We start from the raw sequence: 20,109 nt of genomic DNA on the forward strand, positions 1-20,109 counted from the left end.
GGCATATCCTTAATTTAGTAGCGTAGCATATTAAAGCTAAATCTGCCTAAAATGAACCTCAAGCTTAAATTTCTATCGTTTTTATATATTTTCCTGTTCCCAGCAATTGTATTAGCGCAAACTTCAAAGGGCACAGCTTTCAGGCTGGTACCTTTAGGCGTATTGGGCGGTATTGATGAAAGTAACCTGTCGGCCTATATGCTTGCCCCCGCCGGGAGCAATAATTATATCTGCCTTGATGCCGGTACGCTGCATTACGGCATTGAAAAGGCAGTAGCCGGTAAAAGCTTTAATGTGCCTGCGGGCACTGTGCTCAGGCAGTATATTAAAGGCTATTTCATATCCCATTCACACCTTGATCACATTGCCGGGCTCATCATTAACTCGCCCGAGGATAGTACCAAAAATATTTATGCACTTAACGACTGCATTGAAACCATAAAAACCCACTATTTTACATGGAAAAGCTGGGCCAACTTTGCCGATCAGGGCGAAACTCCGGCCCTTAAAAAATATCGCTATAAAGTATTGGAACCTGGAGCTGAAACCGCTATTGAAAATACCGAACTTAAGGTGCAGGCTTTCCCCCTTAGTCATTCCAATTTAACGAGCACTGCTTTTTTGGTGAAGAGTAATGATAGTTATTTACTTTACTTAGGTGATACCGGTCCGGACGAAATTGAAAAAAGCAGCAATATGCAAAACCTGTGGCAGGCCATCGCTCCGCTGATAAAAAGTAAAAAACTGAAAGCTATTTTGATAGAAGTATCCTTCCCCAATGAACAGCCGGATAAAACGTTGTTTGGTCACCTTACACCAAAATGGCTGATGACTGAGATGGACAAGCTTGCCGCGCTTACCGGTGCCGATGCTGTTAAAGGTTTAAATATTGTAGTAACACATTTAAAGCCGCCTGTTACCAGCATCAGCAAAATTAAAGTACAGTTAAAGGCCGCCAATAAATTACAGTTAAACCTGATATACCCTCAACAGGGCAAAGCGCTTAATTTTTAAATCTGAAATATCTGCACTATGAAAATACTTAAACCTGTTTTTCTACTTCTGCTGCTGATAAGCAGTTTCAACTCGTTTGCACAGCAAGGCAAGGTGCTTGAGGAGCAAAATGTAAAAAGCAAAATTTTAAAGCGCAACGTAAACTATGCAGTTTACCTCCCTCCCGATTATGAAACAGCCAACCGCACCTACCCTGTGGTTTATCTGTTGCACGGTTACTCCGACGATCATACCGGCTGGCTGCAATTTGGAGAGGTTAACCGCTATGCCGATAAAGCAATTTCCGACGGTACCATCCCACCGATGATCATTGTGATGCCTAATGCCGATTCAAGCTGGTACATCAACTCTTACGATGGCAAGGAGAAATATGAAGACTTTTTTATTAAAGAGTTTATGCCGCATATTGAAAAGACCTATCGCATTAAGGCCGAAAAAAAATACCGCGGCATAGCAGGCCTTTCCATGGGTGGTTATGGAACCCTCATTTACACGCTTAAACATCCTGATCTGTTTGCTGCAGGCGCAGCTTTAAGTGCTGCTGTATTCCCCGACGACCAGCTTATTGGCACGCCTGATGATACTTACGAAAAAATATTTGCACAGCTTTATGGCCGGGGCTTAAAGGGAAAAGACAGGGTTAACAATGCATGGCTAAGTAATTCTGTTTTAAACATGGTGCAAACCAAAACTACCGACGAGCTAAAAACCGTAAGGTACTGGATAGATTGTGGTGATGACGACTTTCTGAGCAAAGGCAACTGCCTGCTGCATATTGCCCTCACCGAAAAAAACGTACCGCATGAATTCCGCGTACGCGATGGTGCCCATACCTGGACTTATTGGCGCACAGGCATCACCAATGCACTGCAATTTATCGGGGATAGTTTCAGGCAGAAGTAGTAAATGTGCGGATTTCAGATGTGCAGATCTGCAAATAAAATTGCTGATGTACAACTGATTATTTAATTGAATAAATAAGAATATGAGTACTATAAAAAGGATTTTGCTGGCTTGCTTACTGCTGGTTTCTGTAAATGCATTCGCGCAAACTACCGGTAAAGTGATTGAAGAGCAATACGTAAAAAGCGATATTTTAAATCATAACGTAAAATACGCTGTATACCTGCCTGCCGATTATGAAACATCAAACCGTACCTACCCTGTAGTATACCTGCTGCATGGTTACGGCGATGACCATACCGGCTGGCTGCAATTTGGCGAAGTTAACCGCTATGCCGATAAAGCAATTGCCGACGGCACCATCCCCCCGATGATCATTGTAATGCCCGACGGAGGTACAAGTTTTTATATCAATGCCTACAATGGTAAATTAAACTACGAAGATTTCTTTTTCCAGGAGTTTATACCGGCTATCGAAAGAGAATACCGCATAAAAGGCACTAAAGAATATCGCGGTGTAGCAGGCCTTTCCATGGGTGGGTTTGGGACATTGGTATACAGCCTTAAACACCCCAAAATGTTTTCGGCAGCGGCAGCCTTGAGTGCGGCGGTACGCAGCGATGATGATTTTATGGCCGTAACCGACGAACGTTGGAAAGAAGTCTATAGCAAAGTATTCGGCCCCGATCTTAAAGGGAAGGAACGGCTTAACGCTACCTGGCAGGCTAATTCCATACTGGGTTTAGTTCAAAGCAAAACAACCGATGATCTTAACGATGTGCGTTACTGGATTGACTGTGGTGACGATGATGCCCTAAGCAAAGGGAACAGCCTGCTGCATATAGCCCTGACAGAAAAGAAAGTGCCCCATGAATTCCGCATCCGCGACGGTGCCCACACCTGGACCTACTGGCGTACCGGTATTACCGATGCGTTGGCGTTTATTGGTGATAGTTTCAGGCAGAAGTAATTACAAATAATGCTAAACAAACGTCATTGCGAGGTACGAAGCAATCGCGAACTGTACAGGGGGATTTGAATAGCCGCTCTGTAGGTAGGGGATTGCTTCGTACCTCGCAATGACGCTCGATAGTTTTTAATCACTCAAAATATCCTCACACTTCCCTTTCAAAACTTTCAAACGGTTATTCAACCCGTTCAGCCCGGCATCATCTCCTATGTTTTTATAAAGCGTTTTTATCAGGGCGAGGGTATTGTCATCAGCATCGCAGGCCTGGGCCTTTTCAAGCTGGGGCAGGGCTTTCTTAACAGTTTTAATATACTCGGCATCTGTTGATGGGCTATTCAAAGGCTTATCAGCATCGGGGATGCTTTTGAGGTACAAATACCCTAAGGCCCGGTGGGCTACATAATAATCGGGTTCGGCAGCTACAACGCGCTCGTATAAGGGTATGGCATTTACACTTTGATTATCATCCTCATAAAGCTTCGCCAGTGAGTTAAAAAAATTGATCCTCACTTTGGCGGTTAGCTTAGCAGTATCCTGTATGATTTGCCGGGACAGCTCCATCGCTTTGTCCTGCTCGCCCTGTAAGCGTGCCAGGTTAAAATCGAGGTATTTATTGTAGGTATCTTCGGCAGTTTGAGAATGCGCTAACGTAACAAACATCAACAAGACTATTGCCATCAGTATTTTCCTGAACATGGTTGTGGGTTTGGTTTTAGCTATAACGCCGAAATGGGCGGTTTAATGTAATTTAAGCTATAAAACCTTGAACATCTTAACCAAGGGCAATACTACACCATCCGGCATGGGTTGATCGATGTTTTCCATTGCATTATACCCCATCACTTCGTAAAGCGGCACACCGGGCAAAGTTGCTCCTAATTGCAGGCTTTTAAAGCCATTGTTTTGGGCGGCAGTTTCACAAACCTTCATAATATAACTTCCTACACCCCTCCGGGCATAATCAGGATGAACAAAAAACGCCCTGATCCTGGCGGCATCATGTTCGGGATTAAGCAATGGGTCCTCAATTTCTTTATGCTGATCGCCGCCATAGAGTGTATTACGTTTACTCCAGCCGCCACAACCTACGGTAACACTATCTATTTCAGCAACGTAATACGTACCATCGGTAACCAGCTGGGTATCCACCCCAAAAATGTATTTAATGGCGCTTTCAATCTGCTGCTGGTTATAATAACCAGTGCTCAATCCACGAACAGATAGGGCAATCAGTTTCTGTAATTCAGGGATATCATTAAATGTTGCTAAGCGTGTAGTAATGGTAGACATGGTGGTAAAAGTAATATTTTTCGGAAAAACAGCTCAGCATTGGGCTTTATTATATCGTTGTCATGTTGAACGTAGTGAAACATCTTCTCCGTCATGTATAGCCGCTCAGCATATCGAAGAAGATGCTTCGTTCCTCAGCATGACAAAATATATGCTCCCCGTCAAAAACCTTCTTCCAACCTCACCTCAATATCATTTTATCCGCCATACTATTATTTTACAAAAACAGTATTTGTACACCGCTTGTTAGTGAGCATATTTGTAAAAACAAAACGCATGTCTACACTATTTTCTCCCCTTAAAATAAAAAATATTGAACTTAAAAACCGCATCGTAGTATCGCCTATGTGCGAATATTCGAGCGAAGATGGTTTCGCTAACGACTGGCACCTGGTACACCTCGGGAGCTTTGCAACCGGCGGGGCAGCAATGATCATTACCGAAGCCACAGCGGTATCACCCGAAGGCCGTATTACTTTTGCCGATCTGGGTATATATAAAGACGAACATATTGAAAAGCTAAAACAGATCACCGATTTTATAAAGGCCCAGGGAGCTATCCCCGGCACACAACTGGCCCATGCAGGGCGTAAGGCAAGTCACCAGCAACCCTGGATCGGCGGCAAACAGATCCCTGCCGATCAGCCCAATGGCTGGCAAAGTGTCTCGGCCAGTGCAATTCCTTTTATTGAAAGTGAAGAACCACCTGTAGCCCTGGATAAGGCGGGTATTGAAAAAGTGAAAGCTGATTTTAAGGCCGCTGCTAAAAGGGCAATAAAAGCCGGTTTTAAAGTGATTGAACTGCATGGCGCACATGGCTACCTCATCAACCAGTTTCTTTCTCCGTTCAGCAACAAACGTACGGATGAATATGGCGGCAGCTTTGAAAACCGCATCCGCCTGCTGCTTGAAATAATTGAGAGTGTTAAAGAAGTTTGGCCCGAAGAGAATTTACTGTTTGTACGCATTTCGGCAACCGAATGGGTAGAAGGCGGCTGGACTGCCGACGATTCAGTTGCCTTAGCAAAGATTCTGAAAAATAAGGGTGTAGACCTGGTTGACTGCTCAACGGGCGGTAACATACCAAATGTTAAAATTCCATTAACGCCAGGTTATCAAGTGGAATTTGCCGGGAAAGTTAAAAAAGAAAGCGGTATACTTACAGGTACGGTAGGTTTGATCACCAAATCGGACCAGGCCAATGAAATTATCGAAAACGAGCGCGCCGATCTTGTGTTTTTTGCCAGGGAAATGCTCCGTGATCCGCATTTTGCCCTGCGTGCGGCACACGAGCTTGGGCAGGAAATAAAATGGCCTGTACAGTATGAGCGGGCTAAATGGTAATTGGTTAATAGGTGATGGTTCATGGTTCATAGCAAAGCCATAAACTATTTACCTCACCAAATCAAGCCATGAACAATGAACCATAAACTATGAACTAATATACAAAAACCACACACTATGAAACGTACAGCAAACGCCCATTGGAACGGCACATTACAGGCAGGTCAGGGAGAGATCACTACCCAGAGCACCGTATTAAACAAAACCCAGTATTCATTTAAAACCCGCTTTGCCGACGGCATTGGCACCAACCCCGAAGAGTTATTAGCTGCAGCTCATGCAGGCTGCTTTACGATGGCTGTTGGCGCTGCTTTAACCCAGGCTGGCTTCACTCCTAACGATTTAACCACCGATGCTATCCTTGACCTTGATATGCAGGCATTAGAGGTTACAGGCATCCTTTTAGAACTAAAAGGTGCGGCAATTGATGGTGTTTCTGAAGAGCAGTTTAAAGAAATTGCAGAAGGTGCTAAAGCTAATTGCATCATTTCAAAAGCACTGAGCGTGCCAATTACTTTAAGCGTTACTTACGCTTAATTACATTTAATAAAACAACAAAAAGGGGATTGTGTTATGCGCAATCCCCTTTTTGTTGTTTTATTAAACGAGATTCTACACCTACCCCTCTTAACACCATAGGTGTTCGGAGGATTTTTTAGTTCCCTCCCAAGAGAGGGGTGCGGCTGAAATGTGTGTTGGTAGGGAGGGGTTTGTACGCCATTGCAAACGAACGGGCTATCGATGAACCCCTCCCTACACCCTCCCAAGGGAGGGAATCGCACAATCCCTCGCTTTTTTAATTCTTCCAAACACCTACCTCCTCTTAACACAACAAAGCCGCCGGCAATTAAACCGGCGGCTTTTAGCACATTATTAATAGGGGTTAAATAAGTAATCTTATAGCATAAATACAAGCAGCATGGTAATATGTACCAGAACGCTGAATGCAAAAAAGCCAAGCAGTGTCCGGATCCCTGAGCCACCCATACCGGCTATGATGTTGGCAAAGAATAATACAAGAGTAATTGCCAGTATAGCGATAGGCGCATTATAATAATACAGCAGAAAAGCGGGTACAGGTAAAAAGAGCACACCTTGTGAAATAAGGGAAAACATGAACCAAACTGTTTTGTTAGGCGCCTGGCTATCGGCAAAGGCCATTAACTTATTCCAGATATTATTGCCGGTGTTGGTATTGGCAGTAGTAATTGTGTTGGTATTTGCAGCGGTCCATTCAGGAGCATTTATTTTTAAAATTGCCATGATTGTTATCTTTTAATGATACAAAGATGGCCGGTACGACTTACCTGTACCATGACCATGGCACGTAAAAAAAGTGATCGTGGTCACCTTTATTTGAGCTAAAAGCCTAAAGTCGAAGGCTCAAAGCCCAATAATCAATTCTCAAGCTCAAAACTAAAGGCCGAAAGCTTATACATGGTTAATCACAAAAACGCGCTCTATTTAGCTTTACGCTTTAAGCCTTAAGCTTTTGGCTTTATTAGCTTTTAGCTCTTAAGAAAGCCAGGATCTTTTTAGTTTCATTTGGATAGATAGCAATGCGATGGGTACGCACCAGGTAGGGTGATGACTTTTTATTCGCGGTATCATTTACAGCGATGGTATTTGACGGCTTAAGCGGCATATGACAGTCGATACAATTGTTTTGCATGGCTGCACTTAGCTTCGGTGCTACCTTGCAAAGATTATGATTGGCTTCGGTATGGCAGCTCATACATTTTTTAGAGTACAGGGCAAGGTTACCTCCATTATTTACGTGGGTGTTATGGCAGGTGCTGCAATCCATATTGCTCATCATAAAACATTTGCTGGCAGTGAGCAACCCGTTCTGGTTGCCATGCACATCAAGCAAAGCCGCATTGGTTTGTATATTTAAATAATCGGGCTCTTTGAAGCGGGCCAGGGTATCCCCCATTTTAAATTTAAAAGTCGATACCTGGAAAGCCTGCTTACTGCTTGAATGACAAACCCCGCAAGCGTCCATTTTCTGGGCACGGGTAAGCGATGCAAAGCGGATGATGTACTTAGCTGTCTTTTCCTCGGGATAAGCCTCATGGTAGTTTACGTGGTTTGCTGCCGGGCCATGGCAGCGTTCGCAGTCAATACCATAAATGATGGATGCAGGCTCAAACTCAACCTTGCGGTTTTGCATATCCATACTTTGTTGCGGCGCCTTTCTGATAAACGACGCATGGCACTCAAAGCACCTTTGCAAAATCGGCCTGTTAAAATCTGGTTTCCCCCCTTCATAACCCGGACTGTTTGCCCAGCCATGCACAGCGCTAAAGTAGGATACCGGCAATTCAAACAGTTGCTTATCCTGCCAGTACATATATGTTTGGGCTTTGCTTACCCCAAAGGTAATATCCATTTTATGGGCAAGGGCTTCCTTACCGTTAGTATAACTTACCTGGTAAAGTTCGCCATTTCGCTTTTCCATTTTAACTGTTGTGCCATCGGCATATTGCAGGGTATTATTATGCGGATCGAAACCTCCGTGTACAATTTCGGGTGTTGTTGGTCGCGATGAAAGATAGTGTGCTGTATGCAGGTAGCTGTCATAAACATCCTTATGGCATTTTTCGCAACTTGCTGATCCGGCGAAGATCTCCGCCCGCGGATCCTCCGGTCTATCACTAAAGCACTGTACCAGTAAAAAACTCAAAGGTATCAGTAGCAATAAAGCCAAAAAGAATGTGCGCTGCTTAAGCATAATATTACCTGCTAAAATTGACGGGCTAATGTAATGCCCCTCTATATAAAGATAAAAAGGCTGCCATGTAACATGACAGCCTTTTTATTAATTATTCGGGCTAAATTAATAACCCGGGTTTTGTTTAAGCTTAGTGCCGTTAAGGGTTTCATTTAACGGGATAGGCAAGATCTCATTAACGCCAGCTTTAAAGCCTTTAAATGCAAGCACAGTTGGTGCCTGGCCCCAGCGTACAAGATCGAACCAGCGGTGGCCTTCAGTAGCCAGCTCAAGCCTTCTTTCATCATAGATGTTTTGAAGCGTAGCCGGTTTTGAAGCCAAACCAACACGTGAACGAACAGCATCAAGTAAGGTTTGTGCACGGCCTTGATCGCCGCCGCCATTCAATTCAGCTTCTGCTTCCATCAGGTAGGTATCAGCCAAACGGATCTCGATGTAATCGTTAGGCCAGTTCAAATCGGTAGTACCTGTTGTTACTTTATTAGCAAGCACCGGTGCATACTTCTGGATAAAGTAACCGGTGTTTTGATAGCTTGGTGAATAGCTTGTTTTAGTAGCTTTTGTTAAACTATCTATGTTAACAACAGTGTAACCGTAACGTGGGTCGCCTTTTAAAGCGGTAGCCAATTGGGTGGTAACCGGGTTAAAACCATAACCACCACCATAATAGATCGGGCCGGTATAGCTACGCGGGCCAATCATCTGGGTATAGATGTTTGATTTAAACTGATCCCAATTGCTCCAGGTATAGCTTTGTGTACCGGAGTGCACCAATTCAAATATCGACTCGCTATTAAACTTGTTATTAGGGCTGAATATATCGCCGAATTTCGGTAACAGTTTATAGCCGTAGTTAGTGTTCACATCTTTTAACATAGTTGCTGCATCGGCCCATTTTTTCTCATACAGGTAAACTTTACCTAACAAAGCTTTAGCTGCACCCTGTGTTACACGACCACCGTCGGTTGTAGGTACTGTAGCCGGCAAGCCGGGGATAGCCGCTTTCAAATCATTTTCAATTTGAGTGTAAACCGCTTCCGGGGTTGCCTGTACCTGATCGTATACGTTAGTCAGAGTTAGTGAATTAAGGATCAACGGCACATTTTTAAATAACCTCACCAAATCAAAGTAATAGTGGGCACGTAAAAACTGCCCTTCGGCGGTGTAGCGTTTTAGCAAATCAGCGCTTAAACCCGGTACCAGTGGCAGCTTTTCAAGCAATACGTCGGTACGGTTAACACCCTGAAAGTTGATTGCCCAGAATTGGTTTTGTGGCCCTTGTGCAGGAGTAAGTGTATAGTTGTTGATCACCTGCCATGGGGTAACGTCTGATGCGCTACCGCCACCTGCATAGCACTCATCAGAAGCTGAGTTCAGTGCACCAAGCGGGTCTGAATAAGTATTATCAATACCCCCGGTTTCGGTAACCAACGGATCATAAGCAGCTATTACCGCTGCAAAAGCCTCATCGGGGTTTGCGTAATAGTTTGACTCTAAGAACTGCCCTTTAGGCTGCAGCTCAAGGAATGATTTTTTGCATGATACCATGGCACCCATTCCCATCAAAGCCAACCCGGTATATATAATATGTTTCGATTTCATGATAATTGTAATTTGTTATTATAAAGTGATATCCAAACCAGCCATAAATGTGCGTGCCTGAGGATAAAGCCCCATATCAATACCGCCGCTTATTTCCGGGTCGAAGCCTTTGTAACCTGTAATAGTTGCCAGGTTATTGCTGCTCAGGAATACCCTTACCCTTTTAATATCAGCCGATTTTAACCAGGTTGCCGGCAGGTTATAACCTAACTGCAAAGTTTTAATACGGAAGTAAGCACCGCTTTGCAGATAGAAGTTTGACGGGTTTTTAAAGTTGTTGTTCGGGTCGGCATCACTTAAACGCGGATAGTTGCTGCCGCTGTTAGTTGGTGTCCAGGCATCAAGTGCTGCTATTGGGTAGTTAGCAGAAGGGATATCTAACCTGCGGTAAGCCTGGTAAATTTTGTTGCCCCAAACACCTTGTCCAAATAATTTGATATCAAAGTTTTTGTAGTTGGCGCTAAAGTTAATACCATAAGTAAAAGTAGGCAGCGGGTTACCCAAAAACTGACGATCGGCCTGGGTAATTTTACCATCACCGTCAGTATCCTGCCATTTAAAGTCGCCCGGTTTAGCATTTGGCTGTATCAGCTGACCATTTTTGGTATAAGCATTAATCTCAGCCTGTGAATGGAACACACCTAATTCTTTAAAACCATAAAACTCGCCAATAGGTTGTCCCGGAGAGATCCGGCCAATTTCGTAAGTAGTGCTCTGTACGGTACCCTGCACAAAGTGATCAATCTGGTTACCCAGGCTTAACACCGTGTTTTTGTTGTATGAAATGTTACCGCCAACGCTGTAGTTAAGCTCCCCTATTTTGTTGCTGTAGTTAAGGCTTAACTCCACACCTTTGTTTTCCATGTCACCAACGTTATCAGATGGCTGGCCGGCAAAACCTGCATAAGCTGGCAATTGCACATCCTGTAACATACCTTTTGTAAGCTTTTTGTACACATCAAAAGTTACGCTCAGGCTATTAAACAATGTAGCATCAAAACCGATATCTGTAGTGTGGGTTTCTTCCCATTTCAGATTAGGGTTAGGCGGCTGGTTAGGGCTATAGCCTATGCCTACAACATCACCAAAAATAGCGTTACGGCCACTGCCAATAGTTGCAGCATACCTGAACGGCCCAAGGGCCCTTTCATTACCAACCGAACCATATGAAGCGCGAAGCTTGAAGAAATCAACAAATGTATTTTTAGGGAACCAGTCTTCACGGCTCACTACATAACCAACCTGGGCCGAAGGGAATGTACCGTAAAGGTGATTAGCACCAAAACGTGATGAACCATCACGACGGATAATACCTGAGAACAAGTACTTCTGATCGTAATCGTAAGTAACCCTGCCAAAGTATGATGCTAAAGTGTGTGGCTGAACATCATCTAAACCAAGCGAGCTTGCAGCAATCCTGTTGGCTGCCGGTAAGGCATAAAGTATTGACGCATCGTTCAGTGATGTAGCCGGTTCGCCAAGGAAGGTACCTTGCAAGCCTGAAGCAGTTGTTTTTTGAGCACTTGTACCTACCAGGGCTGTCAGGTTATTTTTGCCAAATGAACGGCTATAGGTTATGGTATTATCCCAGTTCCATGACAGGTTTCTGTTGTAAGCCTGGGTTTGATTGGTGGTAGTGTTTGAAGTACTTGAGTTAAGGTAGTACAGTGGCGTAAAGCCGTCGGAGCCGTAATAGGCTTGTTTCGCACTGATCTGTGACCTTAATTTTAAGCCCCTGATAGGTTCAACTTCAACAAAAGCGCTACCTAACAAATTGGTAGCATCACTGTAGTTACCTAAAACAGTTTGAGCGTAAGCCAATGGGTTGGTGATCTCCTGGCCTACATAACCTGATATACCATAAGGTAAGCCCTGTCCGTTGCGAATGATATTAGCTTTTTGGTAATCGGTTAAATTAGGCTGACCGTTAATATCGCTAACAGTAACAGGCGTTATAGGATCAAGGTTTAACGATGAACTTAACGGACCGCCAAATACACTGTTGGTGTTACCAAACGCTTTATTTTTGGTGTATGAATAAGTGAAGTTTTCGCCAATGGTAAGCCATTTTTTAGGTTTGAACGACGTATTAACCGTAAAGTTAAATTTCTTGTAACCAGATATAGATGGCATTACAACACCCTGCTGATCAAGATAGCCAAAAGAAGTGTAATAGTTAGCCTTGTCAGATGCACCGCTGATATTCAGGTTATGATTTTGGATAAGCGCGTTGTTATCAAAAATCTGATCCTGCCAGTTAGTGCCTGTGCCGTATGATGCCGGGTTTGCAAAAATGGCGGCTGCACCATCGTTTGTTTTCGACTCATTTCTTAAAGTAGCATATTGAGATGCGTTAGCCAGTTTAACCTTGCTCACCGGCGACTGTACACCAACGTAACCGTTATAGCTAATTTGCGCATCGCCTTTTTTACCTTTTTTAGTGGTTACAATGATTACACCGTTTGATGAACGTGAACCATAAATAGCGGCCGAAGCATCCTTCAACACCTCTATCGATTCTACATCGTTGGGGTTTACGTTATCCAAACCGCCGTTATCAACAACAATACCATCAATAACATATAGCGGATCGCTGTTTAACCTTGAAGTAACCCCCCTCACCCTGATCTGTGGTGATGAGCCCGGCGAACCTGAACTTTGTACAACGCTAACACCGGTTACGCGGCCGCGAAGCGCATCATCAACACGGGTAACCTGCTGATCTTCAAGATCGCTGGCTTTAACACTGCTGATAGCGCCGGTAACAGTTACTTTTTTCTGTGTACCGTAACCTACAACCACAACCTCGTTAATGGCTTTCACATCTTCGGCCAATGTAACATTGATAACAGTTTGGCTGCCAACAACAATTTCCTGTTTAGCATAACCAATAAACTGCACTACGATAACCGAAGCCGGGCCGGCAACCGACAATTTAAAGCCGCCATCAGCACCGGTAGTGATACCGTTAGTTGTGCCTTTTTCGGTAACTGTAGCTCCCGGAACCGGCTGACCTGTATTATCAATAACCTTACCTGTAATGGTAACATTAGCTGCCGGCTGTTCTGTAATTACAACACCTGCTTCGGCAGTATTATTAACAGCCGGTGCGGCAGGGGCCTTTTTTTCAAGTACCACCCTATCGTTCATTACATCGTAATTGATACCATTGTTTTTAAACACCTGGTCCAATACGGTTTTTAATGTTTGGTTATTGATATTTAATGAAAAGTGTTTATCGGCATCCAGTGAGCTGGCGCTGTAAATAAACTTTACATCGTTATTTTTTTGAAGGTATTGTAAAGCCTCAAGCATAGTTGTATTGCTGAGCGTAACATTTACCTTTTTGTTAAGTATACCCTGTGCTTTAATTGGGCTTGAATAAGCTATGCTGCTTACCATTATTGCTATCAGGATCTGGCTAAAAGTGATCTTCATGATTTTACCCCATGGTATGGGCCTTCGTAAACGAAAATTCATATATTTGTTATGTTTCTTTGTTAAAAATGAGACAATTAATAGCCCGCACACCTCCCGGAGGTGTTCTTAGCGGAACGGGCTTTTGATCCTTAAAACTTAGGGGTGCTCGTAACACTTCTAAGTTTTTTTTATGCAGATCATTTTCGGAGGTTGCTTTGCTTTCTTCTTTTAGGTTTGTAGTTTTTTGTACATCTTATAATTTTTGAATGTTTAATATGGTTGGTTATTTTAGTTCTATATGGTTATTAACAATAGCGTAATCAATATTGAGCGATTTCTTCAGCGCATTAAGCACATCAGGTAAATTGAACCCTTCAAAATCTGCATTCAGGATATAGTGGTTCAACTTTTCGCTGCTCACTCTGATATTTACGTTAAAGCTGGAATCAAGCACCGGGATAATGTCCCTGAGCGGTTTGTTATCAAAAACAAGGTGTGTGCGCTGGTACTGTTTCACAGTTGATTTTACTTCGACAGCCTGCGATGTAAGCGTATGCTTATCGTTCAGATAAACCGCCTTTTGATGCGGATAGATCATGACCTCATCTTTGGTAAGCTTTGTAGTAATAGCGTTATTTTTACCCTTAGTCTTAACACTTACCGAAACTTTACCTGTTAGTACCGATACATCGGCCATGTTACTTTGCTCATTATCGCGTACCAGGAAGCTGGTGCCCCAAACCTTGGTAACTATAGAACGGCTGCTGATAATAAATGGACGCCCGGGATTTTTAGTCACCTCAAAAAAGCATTCTCCCGAGATACTAACCAGCCTCGAATCGGAAGCAAACGCATTGGGATAGCTGATTTTTGCCGATGGGTTAAGCCAAACAGCACTGCTATCGGGCAGGGTAACTTTATAAATATGGCCGGTATTATTGGTAACGTTAAACAAACGTACATTGCTTACCGCTGATACAACCAGGTGCTGATCTTTTGACTTTTGGGTATAAAAAACCGCCACAGCCGATAATGCAAAAACAACAGCAGCGGCCGCAGCAACAGCGTACCACTTACGCAACGGCACTACTTTAGGTTGCTCTTCTTCTGGTGCTTGCAGATGCACAAGATTAAGGTTGCTGATAATACTGAAATAGATATTTTCTTCCAGTTGCTTCTCTTCGGCAGGCGAAAGGTCCGACACATGGTCATTTTCATGCTCAAAGCTGAAATACCATTGCTTTACCAAAGCTATCTCGGCTTCGGTGCAATCGCCTTTAATGTATTTCTCAAGCAAATCAATGCGTATAGGTTCTTTCATGAAAAAGAATATAATTCCGGTTTATAAATGGTATGACGAATGCGGGATAGTGTACCCCCTACACCTATGTAATATTTTTTTTAAAAAAATATTACATAGGTGATTTCACATCATTTCAATCCTGATATTAAGGCATTTATACTTGTACTATAATTTAAATTTTATGCCACCGTTTACCACAAAACCATCTAAAGGCGCATAAATATCTTTAAATACAGGATCAGTAATGCTCCCGGTATATATCGGGCCAAATTTGGTTTGGCGGGTATCCGTCAGGTTCTCGAAATTTATAAACAGCGAAAAACGCTTCCACATCTTTTCGGCCATGAAGCCTGTAGTCCAATATCCCCGGCCGGTTGAGCCATCATTTAATTGCTGCGGACTAAAGTAATAGGCCTCGGCCCCGAGTTTTAGCTTACCTTCTATTTCATAAACCAGTACATTGTTAAGCCTGTTGCGCGATACAAGCGGGTAGTTGGTAATATTATTACCGGTATGCTGGGTAACATCGGCCAGGGTATAACCAATAAACAGCTTAAAGTTGTTATAGGTTAGCTTAACATTGGTTTCAATGCCTTTGGTATTTAAATCGCCGGGAGGCTGCTGGTATTGCAAGTTGCCATCACTAAGGACAGTAAGTAAAATAGGCCTTTCAATCCGGGTGTAAAAGAAAAGCTGGTTAATGCTTAGGCTTACCGTGTTATCAAACAGGCCTGTTTTATAGGTAATATCGTAATTAGCGCCGTATGATCGCTCGGCTTTGGTATTGGCTACATCTATCGGTAGTACGTTCCTAAACTCAATACGCTCGGCATCCTCGGTAAATACGGTTGGCGCTTTATAACCTAAACCGCCACCCAAACGGGTCGAAAAATGAGTGTTTATCTTGTACAAACCCGAAATCCTTGGCAGTAAAAAGAAGCCATATTTATTGTGATAATCGCCCCTCAGTCCCGACTCTAAAGTAAATTTGTCAGTCGCATTCCAGGTGTTTTGTACAAACGCTCCAATTGTGTTGTAATTATAGCTTCGCAAGGCAAAAGCACTGTTTCTATCCTCGGTAAACTTATCAGTCAGGAAATTTACCCCTGCAACCCAATCGGTTTTGCTGCTGTTGTACGCGTAATTAGCCTCGCTGTAAGAGGAAACCTGCGAACCCGAAAACTTATACGCCGGCAGGTTAATACTGCGGCCAAAATAACTCAGGCTGTTTTTAACCGCGAATTTCTCTTTATCATTGATAGTATGGTCGAGCTCCAGCTGTGAGCTGTAACGGCCTGTTTTATTTTCCTCAAAATAAGAATGCTCTGCATCGCCATTGCCTTTCAGATATTGCATATCACCTCCAATCCTGTTCTCGATAGTTGAATTTATGCCGGCTATCAGTTTTGTGCGATCATTAAAGTAAAAGAACAGCTTCGGATTAAACGTATAGCGGTTAAACCGGGGGATGGCCGATAAGCCAAGATCCGAAGGATCATAAGCTGTACCATGATTATAAGCTGCATATACGGTTACGCCTATGCTGTTAAACTTTTGCGAATAAAATCCGCTGGCATCAAGCCCTAAAGCCGATGTGCCATTTAAAAGGAAATTTAATTGCCGTTCATTAGTGGGTGTTTTAGATACCAGGTTTACCAGCCCGGCAATAGCACCGCCGCCATACAATGTTGACGACGAGCCTTTAATTACCTCAACCTGTTTCAGATCAAGCGGGGCTATCTGCAATAAACCAAGGCCGCCCGAAAACCCGGAGTACAGCGGGAAACCGTCGCGGATGATCTGGGTGTATTTACCATCCAGTCCCTGTATGCGGATACTGGAATTGCCGCTTGTTGCCGAAGTTTGCTGTGTTTGAATACCGGTACTTTCGGCAAGTAGCATCCGGATATCCCCCGGTTTCATATTCCCTTTTTCGTCCAGTTCCTCGCCCGAAATCACTTCTACCCGGGTAGGGATGTTAGCCATGGTACGGCTGCTGCGGGTGGCACCAATTACTACCTCGGCCAGGTTCTCGCCTTCTTCCTTTTCGGCCTGTAAAAAAACAGGCAAAGGTACCGACTGACTTAGCGGAAAAATTATTGTATCTGTTTTGGTTTGATATCCGATAAAACTATAGCGGATAATTTGTTTACCATCTGGAACCCCGTTAAGGATTATCATCCCTGCGGTGTCAGCTGCGGCTCCCCTGGTGGTTCCGGATATTAAAGCGGTAGCGCCAATTAATGGTTCTTTTGTTTTTCCATCTTTAATAATGGCTTTAAACGTATTTTGAGCGTATGATATAGTAGTATATAGCAGTGCAATAGAAAGCACAGTTAGTTTTTTCATGATGTTATTATAATTAAGTGAATACAGAAAATGAGCCGGGCGGCTTGGTATTAACTTAATTTAGGAGGCAGCCAAATAGAAGAAGCAATTTTTGTGATACGCGGTTGCCGGTATGCAGCATATTCATTAGTGATGCTTTCTACAATCAAGGGTAAACTGATAACTACCGATTTGCCTGTAACAAAGCCTACGCATGATCCGCAGGTAAAAAAAGGAGAACATCCTAAACAATCCTTCCCGGCAGGGACTTGTTTACTTGTTTTTTCTTTGCTTAAAGCCACGCAGTTGTTATCCGTACAGCATGGCTTAGCCGAAAGGATAATAACATATAATGACAAAATGAGGCAAATAATTTTCACGCGCCAAAGTTATTTAATTATTACCGGCTTTGAAAGATGATTTATTAAAACAAAAGCGGTCTTAAAACTTGTGCAGCAGCGCAACAATCACCCACAGCATGTGATGGCTCAGGCTTAAACGAAGGCGTTTAATGGCCTTAGTAATTTGGTTTTCAACAGTTTTTTCCGAAATCCCCAATAGTTGGGCTATCTCCTTATTGCTTTTATATTCTTTACGGCTCAACTCAAAAACCGACCGGCATTTATCCGGCAGGTGACTTATTTCGGTTTCGAGGGTATGGGTCAGATCGCGCAGCATAATCGCGTCTTCGGTGCCGGTATCGGTCTCAGTACTTAATAATTTAAGTGCCTCGGCGTGTTTTGCACGGATAGTTTGTTTGCGGTACTGGTCAACCACCTGGTTTAAAACCGCAAGGTGCAGGTACCCGCCAATAGTAGTATTAATTTGCAGTGAATGCCTTTTATGCCAAAGGTTTGAAAATATTTCCTGAACAACTTCCTCGCACAGCTCCTTATTTTTCAGGCGCTTGTAAGCATCGCTATACAGCTTTTTCCAATACCGCTGGTAGATCTCCCTGAACGCACTAAGCTTATCCTGTTGTAGCAACCCCATCAAATCATCCTCAGTCAGCTTGGTAAAATCGTTCATTTGTTAAATAACGCGGCAATTAATGTTAAATGATTGGCAAAACTCAAAATAATTAAGGCAACTAACAAGACATCAATTGTAATACTTTTAACATAAACTATTATTATGTTGCTTTGACACAATGAGATAATTGGTTTGTAATGTTGATTTGCTGTAAACGGAGTGGGTTTTCTGCTTGGGTTCCTTCAATCTTAAGCAGAATTATATTGACTGTAAATTGACACAAAACAAGTTTTTTTTGCTGCTTAAGAGGTAAAATACAGTTAAGAGATAAAGAGAATGGGGTTTATATGATATATTTTTTGTGGAGCATACATCCAGAACATTTGTTTGATAAGCGTTTGAACTTTTGCCAGTTCGCCCCGCCAATTGAGGATGCGCGGGATAGTTAGGCTACCCAACACTAAAGCGATTTGGGCCATGCCTGCAAGGCGAATGATTTATTGAATGTTCATGACGAATAAATTTACTTATTTTATTGAATTTTCAAAAAATATTGAAATAAAAATCAACGCGTATTTTATCTCTCGCAAAGGCGCTAAGACGCAAAGTTTTTCACAGCAGATTTGTGTATTATGCATCTATATAGACGACTCAAAAGGCTTTGCTCTCCGTTGATAAATTCCCCGCCAAATCAACAGCCCTCACACTTAACTTACCGCTCTTACCCACCACAAAATAATTAAGCGGTGTAAAACCTATCCGTAAGCCATTACTGTAAATATTATAGCCCAGCACCCGTTTGTTATCTGTTGAAGCCAGCCATTTTAAAGTACCGGTAGCTTTAACCAGCTTTACCTGCTTGGGTGCGGTGGGTGGCGTTTTATCCGGATCAAGCTGCATAATGCAGTTCATCAAGGCGCGGAAGTTATGGTAAGTCCCCTTCCAGATTTGCCCTTTGAGCGCTGTTTTATATTGCAGTTGCTTATCTATGCCGCCCTGGTACCAGTCGCCGTGCTCATGATCAATGAGGTAGGTTTGGGTGTATTGCCACAGGGTCTTAAACTTGTTAAAATATTGGTGTTTATCCTGCGGGTATTTGGCTGCCATAATAAGCAGCGTGTTAAGTCCTTCGGCCTGGGCCCACCAGTTTTTGGTATCTTCGGTAATGGTGATTCCGGGCTTATCTTTAAAGTAATAACCTTCGTCGTAAAAACCGCCCACTTTGTTATCCCAGCCGTTATCCAATGCATCGTCGACCATCTTTTTGCCCACCTGCAAGGTTTTGACATCATCTTCCAAGCCTAAAGCATGCGAGGCTTCAAGCATGAGGTAAGCTGTTTCTACATTATGACCATAGGATACGTGATCAAGGCTATGATGCCTTTTATAAACTGCCAGGCTCGAATCACGGTAAGATACAGGTGTCCAGTCCGATTGAAAAAACAGGATGAGGTTACCGTTGTCATTGGTGATCTTATCGCGCACTAACAGCAGCATTTCTTTAAGGCGGGTTTTGAGCAGTTCATCGGGCCATACACTGTACAATTCGGTAAACGACTCCAGCAGGTGGATAGATGAATTTTGATCTTTATAACCTGTTTCGGCAGTTGATCTTATAGTCGAATCCCGTACAATAGGCGTACCATCTCGCTGCATGTGCTGGTAGTAACCTTTATACACCGGATCGTGTGCGTGTTTTTCCAGCCACCAGAAACATTGCTTAGCCAAATTTAACGCACTGGTATCGCCCGAGGCCTGGTAATAAGCAGCAAGCGCGTAAATGGCAAAGGAGTTGCCATATGCTTCCTTAGGGGCAAAATCACCATGCTTGGGATTGCCTTGTTTATCTGTAAAAATATAGAAACCTCCGTATTGTTTATCCCAAAGTTTATCCCTCAAAAATTCAAAACCATGGCGGGCCCCTGCCATGTAATATTTTTTACCGGGGAAAAGTTCTGCGGCTTTGCTGTTGCTCCAAATGTGGCGTGCCTGGGTCACAATCATTTTATCCTGGTTGCCTGTTGGTTTAAAATCATAGGTAAACGCGCTTAAAAAGCCACCATCGGCAGTATCAATAGCCGCCGGGTACCAGGGTTTAAGCAATTCATCAACCATGGATATTTGCATTTCATGGGCTATCTTCTGCTTTTCGACACTGTTATTTTGAGCAAATGCGATAGACGCGGTACCTATTAAAGCCGAAAGCAAAGTGATCTTCAATTTCATGGG

16 protein-coding genes are annotated in these 20,109 nt (G+C 43.2%); 5 read left to right on the forward strand and 11 right to left on the reverse strand.

Annotated features, from left to right (window positions below; all coding sequences use genetic code 11):
* Positions 1-51 precede the first annotated feature (51 nt).
* The 3 genes from ACFFGT_RS12660 to ACFFGT_RS12670 all read left to right on the forward strand — a co-directional run bounded on the left by ACFFGT_RS12660 (position 52) and on the right by ACFFGT_RS12670 (position 2,887).
* Positions 52-1,014, forward strand: coding sequence for an MBL fold metallo-hydrolase (locus ACFFGT_RS12660; protein ID WP_377022904.1), 963 nt, complete (start codon positions 52-54; stop codon positions 1,012-1,014).
* 18 nt (positions 1,015-1,032) lie between these two features.
* Positions 1,033-1,917, forward strand: coding sequence for an alpha/beta hydrolase (locus tag ACFFGT_RS12665; RefSeq protein ID WP_377022905.1), 885 nt, complete (start codon positions 1,033-1,035; stop codon positions 1,915-1,917).
* Positions 1,918-1,999: 82 nt separating this feature from the next.
* The gene (locus ACFFGT_RS12670; RefSeq protein WP_377022906.1) at positions 2,000-2,887 is read left to right on the forward strand and encodes an alpha/beta hydrolase; all 888 of its coding nucleotides are present in this window, start codon (positions 2,000-2,002) and stop codon (positions 2,885-2,887) included.
* A 126-nt stretch (positions 2,888-3,013) separates the two neighbouring features.
* Here ACFFGT_RS12670 and ACFFGT_RS12675 read toward each other — a convergent pair whose 3' ends face one another.
* Together ACFFGT_RS12675 and ACFFGT_RS12680 are read right to left on the reverse strand one after the other, a co-directional pair.
* Positions 3,014-3,583: a tetratricopeptide repeat protein gene (locus ACFFGT_RS12675; protein ID WP_377022907.1), complete on the reverse strand. Its 570-nt coding sequence runs from the start codon at positions 3,581-3,583 to the stop codon at positions 3,014-3,016.
* 57 nt (positions 3,584-3,640) lie between these two features.
* Complete coding sequence (locus ACFFGT_RS12680; RefSeq protein ID WP_377022908.1) at positions 3,641-4,177, reverse strand: GNAT family N-acetyltransferase; 537 nt, start codon at positions 4,175-4,177, stop codon at positions 3,641-3,643.
* A gap of 276 nt (positions 4,178-4,453) precedes the next feature.
* On the opposite strand from ACFFGT_RS12680, the gene ACFFGT_RS12685 reads away from it, so the two are divergent.
* Positions 4,454-5,521, forward strand: a complete 1,068-nt coding sequence (locus ACFFGT_RS12685) for an NADH:flavin oxidoreductase/NADH oxidase (protein WP_377022909.1) — start codon at positions 4,454-4,456, stop codon at positions 5,519-5,521.
* A gap of 117 nt (positions 5,522-5,638) precedes the next feature.
* A complete protein-coding gene (locus ACFFGT_RS12690; protein WP_377022910.1) occupies positions 5,639-6,058 on the forward strand; it encodes an OsmC family peroxiredoxin in 420 nt (139 codons plus the stop codon).
* Positions 6,059-6,418: 360 nt separating this feature from the next.
* Here ACFFGT_RS12690 and ACFFGT_RS12695 read toward each other — a convergent pair whose 3' ends face one another.
* From ACFFGT_RS12695 to ACFFGT_RS12735, 9 genes are all read right to left on the reverse strand, one after another.
* Positions 6,419-6,784: a hypothetical protein gene (locus tag ACFFGT_RS12695; protein ID WP_377022911.1), complete on the reverse strand. Its 366-nt coding sequence runs from the start codon at positions 6,782-6,784 to the stop codon at positions 6,419-6,421.
* A 238-nt stretch (positions 6,785-7,022) separates the two neighbouring features.
* On the reverse strand, positions 7,023-8,255 hold the full coding sequence (locus ACFFGT_RS12700) for a cytochrome c3 family protein (RefSeq protein WP_377022912.1): 1,233 nt from the start codon (positions 8,253-8,255) through the stop codon (positions 7,023-7,025).
* A gap of 105 nt (positions 8,256-8,360) precedes the next feature.
* On the reverse strand, positions 8,361-9,857 hold the full coding sequence (locus tag ACFFGT_RS12705) for a RagB/SusD family nutrient uptake outer membrane protein (RefSeq protein ID WP_377022913.1): 1,497 nt from the start codon (positions 9,855-9,857) through the stop codon (positions 8,361-8,363).
* Positions 9,858-9,875: 18 nt separating this feature from the next.
* On the reverse strand, positions 9,876-13,295 hold the full coding sequence (locus tag ACFFGT_RS12710; protein WP_377022914.1) for a TonB-dependent receptor: 3,420 nt from the start codon (positions 13,293-13,295) through the stop codon (positions 9,876-9,878).
* A gap of 265 nt (positions 13,296-13,560) precedes the next feature.
* Complete coding sequence (locus ACFFGT_RS12715; RefSeq protein WP_377022915.1) at positions 13,561-14,598, reverse strand: FecR family protein; 1,038 nt, start codon at positions 14,596-14,598, stop codon at positions 13,561-13,563.
* Between the two features lie 147 nt (positions 14,599-14,745).
* Entirely contained in the window at positions 14,746-16,929 is a 2,184-nt protein-coding gene (locus tag ACFFGT_RS12720; protein WP_377022916.1) for a TonB-dependent receptor, read from the reverse strand.
* 50 nt (positions 16,930-16,979) lie between these two features.
* Positions 16,980-17,288, reverse strand: coding sequence for a DUF6660 family protein (locus ACFFGT_RS12725; RefSeq protein WP_377022917.1), 309 nt, complete (start codon positions 17,286-17,288; stop codon positions 16,980-16,982).
* 61 nt (positions 17,289-17,349) lie between these two features.
* On the reverse strand, positions 17,350-17,937 hold the full coding sequence (locus tag ACFFGT_RS12730) for an RNA polymerase sigma-70 factor (RefSeq protein ID WP_377022918.1): 588 nt from the start codon (positions 17,935-17,937) through the stop codon (positions 17,350-17,352).
* 594 nt (positions 17,938-18,531) lie between these two features.
* Positions 18,532-20,106, reverse strand: a complete 1,575-nt coding sequence (locus tag ACFFGT_RS12735) for an AGE family epimerase/isomerase (protein WP_377022919.1) — start codon at positions 20,104-20,106, stop codon at positions 18,532-18,534.
* Positions 20,107-20,109 lie beyond the last annotated feature (3 nt).

This window comes from Mucilaginibacter angelicae (genome assembly GCF_042434235.1).
Taxonomy (GTDB): domain Bacteria; phylum Bacteroidota; class Bacteroidia; order Sphingobacteriales; family Sphingobacteriaceae; genus Mucilaginibacter; species Mucilaginibacter angelicae.